The 13334-nt window shown below is 51.1% G+C and carries 11 protein-coding genes and 1 pseudogene; 3 read left to right on the forward strand and 9 right to left on the reverse strand.

Translation table 11 applies throughout. From position 1 onward, the window contains the following. Window position 1: 1 nt before the first annotated feature. The gene (locus JW499_RS12025) at window positions 2-385 is read right to left on the reverse strand and encodes a DUF6394 family protein (protein WP_091360863.1); all 384 of its coding nucleotides are present in this window, start codon (window positions 383-385) and stop codon (window positions 2-4) included. A 357-nt stretch (window positions 386-742) separates the two neighbouring features. Here JW499_RS12025 and JW499_RS12030 point away from each other — a divergent pair, with 357 nt between their 5' ends. Then, complete coding sequence (locus JW499_RS12030) at window positions 743-3577, forward strand: insulinase family protein (protein ID WP_232846371.1); 2835 nt, start codon at window positions 743-745, stop codon at window positions 3575-3577. On the opposite strand, the gene JW499_RS12035 is transcribed toward JW499_RS12030, so the two are convergent. Further along, entirely contained in the window at window positions 3556-4050 is a 495-nt protein-coding gene (locus JW499_RS12035; RefSeq protein ID WP_205210835.1) for a hypothetical protein, read from the reverse strand. The two genes, JW499_RS12030 and JW499_RS12035, sit on opposite strands and share 22 nt — an antisense overlap. Further along, on the reverse strand, window positions 4050-5510 hold the full coding sequence (gene sbcB / locus JW499_RS12040; protein ID WP_205210836.1) for an exodeoxyribonuclease I: 1461 nt from the start codon (window positions 5508-5510) through the stop codon (window positions 4050-4052). The genes JW499_RS12035 and sbcB overlap by 1 nt, the downstream gene beginning before the upstream one ends. A 133-nt stretch (window positions 5511-5643) precedes the next feature. Here sbcB and JW499_RS12045 point away from each other — a divergent pair, with 133 nt between their 5' ends. Both JW499_RS12045 and JW499_RS12050 read left to right on the forward strand, forming a co-directional pair. Next, window positions 5644-6075, forward strand: coding sequence for a YchJ family protein (locus tag JW499_RS12045; protein WP_205210837.1), 432 nt, complete (start codon window positions 5644-5646; stop codon window positions 6073-6075). Window positions 6076-6259: 184 nt separating this feature from the next. Beyond that, entirely contained in the window at window positions 6260-8914 is a 2655-nt protein-coding gene (locus tag JW499_RS12050) for a DUF349 domain-containing protein (protein WP_205210838.1), read from the forward strand. A 79-nt stretch (window positions 8915-8993) separates the two neighbouring features. Here JW499_RS12050 and phbB read toward each other — a convergent pair whose 3' ends face one another. The 6 genes and pseudogenes from phbB to JW499_RS12080 form a co-directional block, all read right to left on the reverse strand. Further along, window positions 8994-9743, reverse strand: a complete 750-nt coding sequence (gene phbB, locus JW499_RS12055) for an acetoacetyl-CoA reductase (RefSeq protein WP_205210839.1) — start codon at window positions 9741-9743, stop codon at window positions 8994-8996. Window positions 9744-9957: 214 nt separating this feature from the next. Next, on the reverse strand, window positions 9958-11307 hold the full coding sequence (locus tag JW499_RS12060; RefSeq protein WP_205210840.1) for an MATE family efflux transporter: 1350 nt from the start codon (window positions 11305-11307) through the stop codon (window positions 9958-9960). Window positions 11308-11433: 126 nt separating this feature from the next. Then, a complete protein-coding gene (locus tag JW499_RS12065) occupies window positions 11434-11625 on the reverse strand; it encodes a 2-hydroxymuconate tautomerase (protein ID WP_205210841.1) in 192 nt (63 codons plus the stop codon). A gap of 40 nt (window positions 11626-11665) precedes the next feature. Continuing rightward, on the reverse strand, window positions 11666-12247 hold the full coding sequence (locus JW499_RS12070; protein ID WP_205210842.1) for an antibiotic biosynthesis monooxygenase: 582 nt from the start codon (window positions 12245-12247) through the stop codon (window positions 11666-11668). A 115-nt stretch (window positions 12248-12362) separates the two neighbouring features. After that, the gene (gene dmpH, locus JW499_RS12075; protein WP_205210843.1) at window positions 12363-13169 is read right to left on the reverse strand and encodes a 2-oxo-3-hexenedioate decarboxylase; all 807 of its coding nucleotides are present in this window, start codon (window positions 13167-13169) and stop codon (window positions 12363-12365) included. Continuing rightward, window positions 13169-13334, reverse strand: a pseudogene (locus JW499_RS12080) (hypothetical protein); the annotation flags it as partial. The gene dmpH and the pseudogene JW499_RS12080, both read right to left, overlap by 1 nt.

The raw sequence follows: 13334 nt of genomic DNA on the forward strand, positions 1-13334 counted from the left end.
CTTAACGGCGCACAACGATTGTCTCGACCATCAGCAGAATCACCGACACAATATTCGCCAGCAACGCACCTCCGGACATCGAGATCACACTGCTGAACATCTCAGTGGTGACACCGACATCTGACAGCTGGGCACCATAGCCCCAGATCAGCGCAGCAATCACCAGCTGCAGGTCTGCCACCAGGCTGGTTGCCATCATCAGTGCACCCAGATGTGTGCGGTCACCGAACTTAAGCACCGTGCAGATCATACTCACGACGATGGCGGCAAAAAACTCATAGACATTATGATGTGCAGGGTCATCTATCTCGCCGATGAAAAAGCCAAAGTTCATGGTTAAGGCCAGCACAATAAAGAAAGCGTAAATCACCTTTTCGCGATTCATAGAATCCATCCCACCCAAAAAGTTATAACAACAAAAGTTTGCTGCAACTGATTGTAAAGCATACGAGAATAATAAAGAAACAATCGAACCTACGGTAAAACTTCTGGTCCAATATCCCAGATTGTCTGACCACCCAGAATAACGCTGTAACAGTAAGGCTTAAACGGATGCCCAACAACCGACAGAACCATCACAATAATCCATCGATCATAACAACTGGGCGAAGCCTGCAGTGCTTTATTCTGGCTGATAAGCAGGCAAGGCAAAGTCAATCGCTGTAAATTTCCCCTGAAGACAATCCTTTTTGAATGAATTACTCTGAGTTCCATCATCCTGAGGTTTGAGTGAATGCACCCTATGCTGACTAAGAAGACGTTCTGTTACACACTGTTTCTGCTGCTGTTTTTCACCACAAAAGCGGCCTCAGCCGCGGTTATAAAAAGCCCCACCGATGATCGCGACTATCTTGCATTTACACTCCCCAACCAAATGAAGGTGCTGGTTATCTCAGACCCGACTACCGATAAGGCCGCCGCGTCGGTGGATGTCAATGTCGGCTCCAATGCCAACCCGGAAAACCGTCTGGGTCTGGCCCACTTCCTCGAGCACATGCTGTTCCTGGGCACGAAAAAATACCCCGAAGCGGATAGTTACCAGCAATACATCAGCAGTAATGGCGGCAACCATAACGCCTTTACTGCGTTCGAAAACACCAACTACTTTTTCGATATTCAAGCAGACAAACTGGCGCCGGCACTGGACCGTTTCTCGCGTTTTTTCATCGAACCGCTGTTTACTGAAAAGTATGTTGACCGGGAACGCCATGCCGTCAATTCAGAGTACCAGTCGAAGCTGAGAGATGATGGCCGCCGGGGTTTCTCTGCTGGTAAACATGTGCTGAACCCCGCACACAGTATGAGCCGTTTTGCCGTAGGCAGTCTCGAAACCCTGTCCAATGATGACGGCAAGTTAAGAGATGACCTGATTGCATTTTATCAGCGCTATTATTCAGCCAACCTGATGTCTCTGGTCGTCCTGGGCAAAGAACCGGTGGCACAGCTGAAACGTCTGGTTGAAGAGAAGTTTTCTGCGGTGGAAAATCGACAGGCCAAACCCTTTATTTCACCGGTGCCGCTGTACCGCGATCTGCCGGAACAACAAAACATCAAAACCCTGCAAGACCTTCAGCAACTGACCCTCACCTTTCCGATTCAGGCAACCCGGGACTACTATCGCGAAAAACCTGCCCAGTATATCGCATCGATGCTGGGCTATGAGGGCAAAGGCAGCCTGCTCGCCACCCTGAAGAACAAAGGCTGGGCAAATGGTCTCGCCGCTTACCGTGGTAACGATCTGCCCGACCAGTCCTCGATTGAGCTGTCGATATCGCTCACCGATGAGGGGCTGAAGCACTCTGATCAGGTAATCGAAACCACTTTTGCGGCCATTCGCCTGCTGCAACAAAAAGGGGTTTCTGAAGCGCTGTATCAGGAGGAGCAAAAGATCAGTCGTATCGGTTTCCGCTTCAAAGAGAAATCAGAACCGATTCATGAGGTAGCCCGGCTCTCCCATAACCTGCAACTTTATCCGGCCGATTCTGTTATCAGCGCCGATTATCTGATGGAGCATTTCGAACCGGAGCTGATCAACAATATTCTTGAGCAGATGACTCCGGACAACCTGCTGGTGACTCTGCAGGCCAAAACAGTGGAAACCGATCAGCAGGATCCCTGGTTCCAGGCCGAATATAGTGTTAAGCCGATCAGCTCAGAACGTCTGCAAAAGTGGGCCCACCCGGTGACAAACCCCGCTTTACAGGTGCGTCAGCTTAACCCCTTTATCGCGGACCAGTTTGACATAAAACCGGTGGCGCATCCGCAGCAGAAGCCGGAACGTATTCTGCAGCAGGGGGGATACTCTCTCTGGCATAAGCAGGATCAGATCTTCAGACTGCCCAAAGCGGACTTCTTTTTCTCGGTTATCTCAGATCAGGCCAACCGTACTGCGGAGAACGCAGTGATGACAGCCCTCTACACCAAACTGGTCAGTGATCAGTTGAATGAAACCCTCTATGATGCCTCGCTGGCCGGACTGGATACCCGCATCTATCCTCATATGCGTGGCCTGAGCGTAAGAATCTCAGGCTATGATGATAAACAGCAACAACTGCTCACCCAGGTAGTCAACGCACTACAACAGGCACAATTCACCCAGCGTCGCTTCACCAGAATCAAAGAGAACTACGCTCAGGAGCTGGAAAACAGCCGCAGGGATAAGCCGTTCAATCAAACGATAGGAGAGGTTTATAACCTGTTATTACAGAGCTGGAACGCAGATAAAAAACTCGCCGCGTTAAAGTCGGTCACACTTGAACAGCTACAGTCCTTCATACCTCAGCTGCTGAACGGGGTCGAAGTTCGCATGCTTGCCCATGGCAACCTGACCCGGGATGAGGCGCTGGCGATGGCACAAACGGTAGAGACAGGCCTGCCCTCTGCACAGAAAAATGCCAACAGTCATAATCTGCCGGTTATTATGCTGCCAAAGGATTCCGAATTGACTCAGACCCTGCCGTTGGAGCATAACGACTCAGCAATCAGTGTCTATTTTCAGGGCGAAAACAGTGAAACCAAAACCCGCGCTGAGTATATTCTGCTGAGCGAAATTCTCTCGACGCCGTTTTACAGCAGTCTGCGCACCGAGCAACAGCTGGGTTATGTAGTCTTCGCAACCGCGCTGCCGATGCGCAAAGCACCCGGGCTGGCATTTGTGATTCAGTCTCCCAACACCGATCCGGTCGGACTGGAAACCCAGATCAACACATTCATCGATCGCATGACAGGCACCCTTAAAGCGATGAATGAACAGCAGCTGGACAGTTTCAAGAGCAGCGTTATCTCCCGGATTAACCAGAAAGAGAACCGCATGGGTGAACTGAGCGAGCGCTACTGGCAGGAGATCGATCGGGGCGATACCAACTTCGACAGTCGGGAAAAGCTGGTCACCGCCGTCAGGGAGCTGTCGCTCGATGATCTGCTCAGATGTTATACCCAGCTGCCCGAACGCCGCCTGACCGTTCGTTCCTTCGGTGAGCAACATCGTGATCAGGTGGATAAAAAAGCGCTGGAGCAGAACTGCGACCCGGAGATTGCGCGTTTAAAAGTTGAGGGTCAGTTTGTGCCGGAAGCCTGAATCTGACGGTCGATAACCCTGTGTGAGCGGGGCTTGTTCTCTTTCGGAGCTTCAATCTCGATCCCCTCGCACTGATCCAGAGTATCATCCAGGGTACACTGGATCTCCAGCTGATCACGGGCAATCTGCTCAAAAATGCGGTCCTCCCCTTTCAGGGGGGGCGCCTTCTTCTCCGCACTGACAACCCGCTCAACAGGCGCCGGATCGCTATAAGGCACAACGGTGGGCGGCGGCAGTTGCCGCTCCGGAATCACATAGGGCTCAATCTCAGGCATCGGCTCACTGTCAACAAAGCCACGGCGTTTATTGTCGTAAATAGTCTCCGGGTCGATGGGTGAATCGATATGCCCTGCCGGTTTAACCACCGCGTAGGGGATCGGGTTGACCAGATCCTCTTTTCTGTCCGCCAGCACTACACCACTGATCGCCAGGGCCATCAGTCCAGCAGTCACTGTGCAGACAGAATCTCTCATCAATACACCTCATCCATTGGATAGATCGCTTCAGCGTAGAGCGCCAGTTCCTCAAGAATCCCTTTCTGGGACGGGTTCAGGTCTGGCTGCTGATACAGTTCGTTCAGTTTACTGAACAGTTCGGTCATGGTGAGATGACCGTTATTATCCGGCCCCAACAGGCGGCGTCGGCGAAACTCTTCCCAGCGTTCCCGCTCCTCCTCACTCAGAGTAAACGGATAGTTCCGGGCCCGATAACGCAGAAACATCTCTTCCAGACGGCTATCCTGAAACGCCAGCTCAAGGGTTCCAAGCTGCTGCGGATCAGTGGTTCTGATCAGCTCCATACTTCTCTTATCGGCATCACCGAAAAATCCGCCACTATAAAGCATATGATCAGGATCAAGATCATCCTCAAAACCGGACTCTGAAAACACCTCAGCAAGTTTCTGTTTCAGATCAGGACTGTTGCGCAACATCGCCAGATGAGTACGGCAGCTGTCTCCGGATATATTGAGACGTTCCGCCTCCACGGCCGTCAGCATCCCGGCAGGGGCGATCACCGGCGCTTTATTGGTGTGAATCTGCTTCACTGGGATCCGTTGTTCCCCCTCTGCCAGATCCTCAGCGCGGGTATAAAGCAGCCGACGAACCTCACCGGCCGGAAGCTCAAGCAGTGGCGTCGGATCACAGCGCAGATCAAATGCCAGTACAGCATTCTTATTCACCGGATGGATCGCCAGGGGAGCAACGATAGCGGCATTCCCCCACTCTGCCGGGTACATCGACGAGATATGCAGTACCGGCTTCATGGTCATCACATCCAGCATCCCCTGAATGGTACGTTTATCCCGGTTATTCACCGCATACTGATACAGCTTTGGCTGACGCTCTCTGACCAGACGAGCCATCGCAATAGTGGCATATACATCCGCTAAAGCATCGTGGGCATTACCATGATCGATACCATTGGCTTTAGTCAGATCCTCCAGACGCATACTGGGGCGACCATCTTCATACTGTGGCCACTCAATACCCTCTGGCCGCAGCGCCCGGGTGAGTCGCAACATATCGATAATATCCCAGCGGGAACAGCCGTTCTGATACTCCCGGCCGTAGGGATCAAAGAAGTTACGATAAAGACTGTAGCGGGTAATCTCATCATCAAAACGGATACTGTTATAACCCACGCCGCAGGTCCCCGGCCGGGCAAGCTGTTCATGCACAAGAGCCATAAACTCAGCTTCGCAATAGCCATCATGCAACGCTTTCTGCGGTGTAATGCCGGTAATCAGGCAGGCTTCCGGGTGGGGCAGGAGATCTTCAGCGGGTTTGCAATAGAACATCACCGGTTCGTCGATAATATTCAGCTCCTCATCGGTCCGGATACCGGCAAACTGCAGCGGACGGTCGCGCTTAGGGTCTGCACCAGAGGTTTCGTAGTCATGCCAGAAAAAAGTTGTGTTTGAAGATGCCGCCATTCTATTCGCCTTAAAATCATTCGCCGTAGCGCCAATGATATCTGTATGGTTATGCTTTTGATCAATATGCTTATTCTTCCAGCCCCCTATAATAGCCTATTCATATCTGAATTCTATCTAAGCCGGGGCCCTTATGCTTCATGACCACAAAGATATCACGCTAGCCTGCCCTTGTGGCTCAAATAAGCCATTTTCGTTTTGCTGCGAACCAGCGATCGAGGGCCATAAGCCCGCCCCGACTGCAGAAGCGCTGATGCGTTCACGCTACACCGCTTTTGTCCTGGGCGCCGTAGATTACCTGATTAAAACGACGCTGCAGACACACCGTCAGCCGGATGATGCTGCACTGATCGCAGAACAGATAAAAGCCACCACCTGGACCGGCCTGAAAATTATCAGCACCGAAGCGGGCCAGGCAGACGATCAAAAGGGGGTGGTTGAGTTTATTGCGCATTTTGAAACGGCGGAACAGATAGCAGACCTGCACGAGCGCTCAAACTTTGAGAAACACGACAGTCACTGGTATTACGTAGACGGAGACGTTGAAATTCTGCCAAAAGAATAATTAAATTATCCCCTGAGAAGTCACTGTAAAGCCCGGCAGACAAGCCAACAGCCTCAATTGTCTGCCCAGGGCAACACTTTTCTTTTCTGTCAAGGCTTTTCCTGCACGGCTAAGAGCCGTTAGAATATGACCACCTGGCCACAGGCACCGTTGTATATATAGTGGCCCTTGCAGGATCGATGTAATGTTTGCGAAGTTTTTCAAACCCCGTTGGAAACACAATAAAGCCACAGTCCGCATCCGGGCAGTTCACCGGCTGAGCCCAGGCAAAACTGAGCACTGTGAAGTACTCGCCCGGCTTGCCCGTCAGGATCAGAGTATCGAAGTCCGGCTGGCTGCAGTTGAAAAAATTGCGGCACCTGAACTTCTGTCAGATATTCTGACCCATGATATCAATCCGGATATTCGCAGAAGTGCCGCTAAACGGATCTGCGAAGTGATTCTGGATCCGTCCTACACCCACAGTCAACAAAGCGAATGCCTGAACTATCTCCACGATGAGAATATGCTCGCCCATATTGCCCTGAATAGCGACAGACCCGATATTCAGCAACAAGCTATCCAGCGTGTCAGCGATCAGCACTGCCTCAGCTCACTGGCAATCAACGGTAACAGCACACAACTGCGTCAGGCCGCCGCCGAAAAACTTCACTCGCCAGAGCTATTGGAACAAACCCTTAAAGCGATTAAGGGGCGTGATAAATCGGTTTTCAGAATTATCCGTAACAAACAGCAACAGCTGCAGGAAGCCGCCCGTCACCAGGAGCAGATTCTGCTGCGCAAAGAGGAGTTGCTCTGTAGTCTTGAACAGTTGAGCCGAACAGAACATTTCCCATTATACGGTGCCAAACTCGAAGCCCTCTGCCAACAGTGGAATAGCCTGGATGAGGTTACAGATGCAGATATTGATAAACGCTATTCCGGGCTTGTAGAACTGTGCCAGAAAACCCTGTCTGTGGAGCAGGAACGGTGTCATCAGATTGAAGAAAAGCAGCAGCAGGCAGAGGCTGAAGCGCAACAGAACCGGGCCCTGTTACAGAAACTTGAGGACACCCTGCATCGCTGTACCACGCTGATCTGCGGTGAACACTTCTGCAAAGCGGATCTGGACGCGGAACAGGCTTGCTGGGATCAGACCTGCGAACAGCTTGAAAACGCAACAACACCGAGGTTCAGACAGTTATCAGAACGCTTTAAGCGCTATCAGCACACCGGCCGCCAGTGGCTGGAACTCGGTGATGAGATTTCAGGATTGTTAGATCGCGGATTATCCGGCGACACTGATCGCGCCGGCCTCCAACAGCAACTGCATCAACTTGACCGGTTGAATCAACAGCTGAACTGGCCTGAAGAGATCAGACGCCCTGCCTTGCTACAAGCAGTAGAACAACAGCGCAGTAACATCCTTGAACAACTGAGCCAGTTGAAACTTGAACAACAGCACTGCAGTCAGGATCTCGCAGAACTGCTCGACTCTCTGGAACAGCAGATAGAAGCAGGTCAGGTTAAACACGCCTGCCAGTTGGAACAGCAGGCTGAAACGCAGCTAAGCGGGATGAATGGCACCACCCCCAAGCATCTTCTGCAACGTCATAAGAGTCTGCTCGCACGCCTGGCGGAATTGAAAAACTGGCAGGGGTTTGCCGTCTCGGCTAAGAAGGAACAGCTTTGCGAAGCGATGGAAGCGCTGATTGACAGTGCAATTGAGCCTCCCCTGCTGGCAAAGCAGATTCATACACTTCAGGGACAGTGGAAGCAGCTCGACAGCGATGATCCACTTCATTCCCATAAGACCTGGCAGCGTTTTAAAACAGCCGCGGATCAGGCATATGCGCCTTGTGAACAGTACTTCCGACAACAGAAACAGCAGCGTACGGATAACCTCAGTAAACGTAAGCAACTGGTAACTGAGCTGAGCGATTTCCTCGGGCAGATAGATTGGCAACAACCTGACTGGTCCCTGATCGATCAGGTCAGCCGCACCGCGAAACGGGAGTGGAAAGCATATGCGCCGGTGGACCGGACACCGGGCCGCCAGGTGCAAACCGAGTTCAATGCGCTGCTTAAGCAGCTGGATAACAAGATTGCCGCCCACCGGGAACAGGTCGCTGATGAAAAACGATCCCTGCTGGAACAGGCACAGCAACTGGTTACTGATGAGGATTCCCACGCAGCTGCCAGTCAGATCAGAGAGCTGCAAAAACGCTGGAAAGAGGCGGGCAATACATTCCACAGTCTGGAACGCCAGCTCTGGCCCGACTTCCGTAAAGCCTGTAATGAGGTGTTTGAAAACCTCAATCGAAGCAGACAGAGTGAGAAAAAACACACTCAGGAAGATCAACCTGTTCCGTCACTCACAGAAAGCAGATCCTATCAGGCTCTGTTACAACGGATTGAACTGTGTGATCAACTGGAAAACTTTATCAATGACGGCACATTGGATCAGTTAGCGCTCGATGAAATTCAATCGGTCTGGGAGCAGTGCGATCCGGCTGATGATTATTTCGAAGCGCTGATACAAGCCCGATACGAACTGCTGCTGGAACTGATTTCAGGCCGTATGGAGATGCAGGAACTGCTGACTCTGACAGAGAAAGCCTTGCGACAACTCTGTATCCGACTGGAGATACTGCTGGGGCTGGACTCTCCGGAGCAGGATCATACACTGCGGATGGAATACCAGATGGACCGGCTGCAGAAAGCATTGGAGCAACGCCAGACCTCCGACAACAGCAGCGACCTTAAACTGTTGGAACTGGAGTGGCAGTGTCAGCCCTTTACCCTGCAACATGAAGCACTGCAGATCCGCTTCTATAGCAACCTTCAGCAAGCAGGTTAATTGCCCTGCAGGGTTAAAACACTTGTTAACGTAACAAAAAAACCCGCATCTGCGGGTTTTTTTTCACGCTGAAGACAGCTTACGACATGTGCTGACCACCGTTGATAGAGAAGTCTGATCCAGTTACATAACCACAGTCATCGCTGGCCAGATACGCAACCGCCTTGCCAATCTCCGAAGGCTCACCAAGACGACCGACAGGTACCTGACGAATGATCTTTTCCAGTACCTCTTCAGGGATTTTAGCAACCATCGGTGTCATGACATAACCTGGAGAAACCGTATTCACAGTTACACCTTTAGCCGCAACTTCCTGCGCCAGCGCTTTAGTGAAACCGTGAATACCTGCTTTAGCAGCGGAGTAGTTACACTGACCAAACTGACCTTTCTGAGCATTAACAGATGAGATATTGATAACACGTCCCCAGCCTTTATCCAGCATCGGATTGATCACCAGGCGGGTCATATGGAACATAGAGTCCAGGTTAGCGGACAGTACTTCGTTCCACTGTTCCCAGCTCATCTTGCGGAAGGTACCATCACGGGTGATACCCGCGTTGTTTACCAGAATATCAACTGTGCCACCGGCTACTTCTTCAACCGTCTTAATACAGGCAGCACATGACTCTTCATCGGTAACATCACCATAGGCTACAAGGATATCGTAACCATCCGCTTTCTGCTCTTCCTGCCAGGCTTTTGCTTTTTCGTGGTTACCACCAGAGTTATAACCCGCTACCACTTTAATACCTGCGTCGGCTAATGCGCGACAGATAGCGGTACCAATACCACCTGTACCACCTGTTACCAGAGCAATTTTTTGTGTCATGCTCGCGTCCCCTTTGCTTCTTGAGATTTGTTTTTTCGAATTGTAGTTATAGTTTTGTATTTTTTGTATTTTTTGTATTTTTTGTATTTTTTAAGATGATATATCTATCAGCGAACAGGCGTAATATGACTTTCGTTTAGTAGGTCTATTAGCAGGCCGGTTTCGCTGTGAAAGAGTACTGTGTCTCTGTTACAACGTTAAGACAAGATACAACTTATTTAAGCGTTGTCAAAGGATTAAGACTGTTCAGGTGGCGCTGCATCCACCTGAACGCCATTGTTGCAGTGCACATATTTGCAATAACAAACGCTACAAACATCCCCTCCAGCCCTGCCAGGTAATTCCCCAGATAACCGCAGGGGACATAGAGAATGAACAGACGAAAAACACTGATACGCATCGCTTTCATAGGTTGATGAACCGCATTAAAACTTGAAGCGGTGAGAAAAGTGACTGCCTGAAAACCAAACCCCAGAGGGACAATCAGAATCCATAAACTGATCAGATTAATCACCTCTGCCTGATCACTAAAAAGTGCACCGATCCCCCCGGCAAAGATAAATAAAATAATATAAATCAATGTTTGCCAGAGCAAAGCAAACCGGACGGCACTCAGGTAGGCCGCCCGCACCCGCACTACTTGCCCACGGCCAAAGTTCTGACTTATGAAAGGGGGCAGCGTCATAGAGAGCGCCAGGTTCGCCAGCAGCGAAAGCGATTCCAGCCGGTTTCCGACACCAAACGCAGCCACCGCCTCAGGCCCGTGGGTTGCCACAACCGCCGTCATAATCGCAGCAGCTATCGGTGTCATCATATTGGAAAGGGCCGCAGGAAAACCGATTTTCATCACCATCAGCCAATGCTGCGTCGCAACAGACAGGGATTCGATTCTTAACACCAGCAAGCCTTTGCGCAGATATAAATTTGCCAGCGCAGCCGCGGCAGCAATTCCCCAGGCAATCAGACTGGCAATGGCTGCGCCCTGAATTCCCAAAGCAGGGAGCGGCCCCCAGCCAAAGATCAGCAGCGGGTCCAGCAGTAGATTCATCACTGAGGAAAACCCCATCAGCATCGCTGGCGTGCGGGTATCGCCACTGGCACGCAGAGAACTGTTGGACACCATGATCAGAACGTAGAAAACCGAACCAAAAAACCATACCGACATATAGCTGTGAATATAGGGCATCAAGGTATCCCCTGCTCCCAGAAGCCGGAAAAGTGGATCGATAAACAGTACGAAGAATGAAGCAATCAACACCATCAGCAGTGTCGTCAGTAGCAGGTTATCCGTGGTCAGTTGGCGTGCACCACTGGCATTGCCTGATCCGATTAAACGGGCGATTGTGGCTGAGGTACCGACACTCAGGCCAATAGAGAGACTGATCACCGTGAACGAGACCGGAAAGGTGAAACCCAGCGCGGCCAGAGGTTCAGTCCCCAGCCGGCTGACAAAATAACTATCCGCCACATTGAACAGCATCAGGCTGACGATGCCGAGCATCATCGGCAGTGTCATTTTAATCAGCGTTGGGCGGATTTCACCATTGAGAAGATCAGGCTTCACGATTTAACGGGGCTCATTTAGCTTGGGGAGAAGTGAAAGCCCATGATAACACCGCGACAGCGGTTTATTGACCCGGAAAAACAAAGGGATATAAAAAAGCCCCCGGCAGGAGGCTTACAAGGCAACTTACTTACCAAGCGTCTTGGCTGACTGTCCGCCGATGCCAAAATGCTGCTTTGGCACTTCGTAAATTAATACCCGGACACTCTCTTTCGGCGCGTCCAGAGAACGGGCAATCGCTTCACTGACTTCGTTTATCATCCGCTCTTTCTGCTCGTCAGAGCGGCCTTCCATCATACTAATAGAGACTATTGGCATCACACCATCCTTATTTATAAAACAGTCCTTTCTTTAGTGCTTACTTAAATAACCATCCTTTCAACAGACGGGTCACTCTGGGCATAACCAGATAGGTCATCAGCAATACCTGAAGGGTTACAATTATTGCGGTTTTTAACCAGAGATCAACGCCACTAAGGTAGGGCCCCAGACTCAGGTTGATCGCCATAATCAGTACATAGACCACCGCAATCAAAACCAGCGCCATCTTATGTGGTGAAGGGTGTTTATTAACTGGCAACTCCGGAAGATCAAACCAGAATTCAAGACCAGTTCCCCGCTGTACCTCGGCCTCCCCCTCAATCAGAGGAGCAAGCTTATCAAGCCACTGTTTTCGCAGTTCCGAGGACTCCCATTTTTCACAGTTTTCATAACTGTCAAAGCGGTAGATCAGCACATAACGGTTCCCTGTTGACGCTGAAGGGCGCAGCACATTACTGCCCTGATGCCCTGGATATTCTGAGGCGGCTTCAATGACCCCGGAGATCCAGGCTTCATAGTCAACCTCAAAACCGGGCTTTACTTTTCGGGAGATACTCACAGTCACCGGGCCTTCCTGTCCCGGCTCCGTCAGTTGACTCTGAATGCAGCTATCCGCCATGATTTACCTCTAAAAAATAAAGCAGCCCATCATCAGGGCTGCTTCGGGTCTTGCTGATTACACGCTTTGCTTAAAGATCAGCCTGATTAATCATAAATGATCAGACCCAGCGGTCTCAAACAAATTTACCGCTAATGGTCCCCAGATCCTGATAACGAACACTAAAGCTGTCACCTTTATTGACCTGTACCGCCGCCGTGATCGCACCGATCATGATGAAGGTGCCCGCCGGAATCTCTTCGCCGCGCTCACCCAGCATATTCGCCAGCATCGCCACAGATGACGCCGGGTGACCCAGCACCGCCGCACCGGCGCCGGTCTGCACCACCTCACCGTTAATCTCCATCACCACCCCCAGAGTCTTGAGATCAAGATCCGCCGGAGGTGCCATACGCCCACCGGTGATAAACCGGCTGGAACTGGAGTTATCCGCGATAACACTCTTCAGATCGAACTTGAAATCCTTATAGCGGGAGTCGATCACTTCCACCGCAGGCATGACAAAATCGGTAGCCCGCAGTACATCACCAATATGAATGCCCGGCCCTTTCAGCGGGGCTTTGGTAACAAACGCCAGTTCCGCTTCGATCTTCGGGTGGATCAGTTCATCGTGTTTAATCTCGCCACCATCCGGAATGGAGAAGTAATCCGCCAGGAAGCCATAGCAGGGATGTTCAACCCCCATCTGCGCCATCTTCGCCCAGGAGGTCAGGCCCATCTTCATACCAACAATCTTGTTGCCCCGCGCCTCTTTACGCCGACGGATCTCCCACTGAATATCGAAGGCATCCTTGTAGGTCATCTCCGGAAAGTCATCAGTAATTTTGGTAACTTCGTAGGCTTCCAGCTCGGCGTTTTCCAGATGGATCGCCAGCTCTTCGATCTGTGATTGTGTTAGCTTGTTTTCCTGAACGTCAGCCATCAGTTTAACCCCTTCTCTTTTGCCTGCTTCTCTTTAAACATGGTCAGTGCCAGGTCTTCAATCATATCTTCCTGCCCGCCAACGGTGCCGCGACGACCCAGCTCGACCAGAATGTCCCGTGCCTGAATGCCATACTTCGCTTCCGCCCGTTTGGCAAACAGCAGG

It is taken from the genome of Amphritea pacifica (assembly GCF_016924145.1).
Classification (GTDB): Bacteria; Pseudomonadota; Gammaproteobacteria; order Pseudomonadales; family Balneatricaceae; genus Amphritea; species Amphritea pacifica.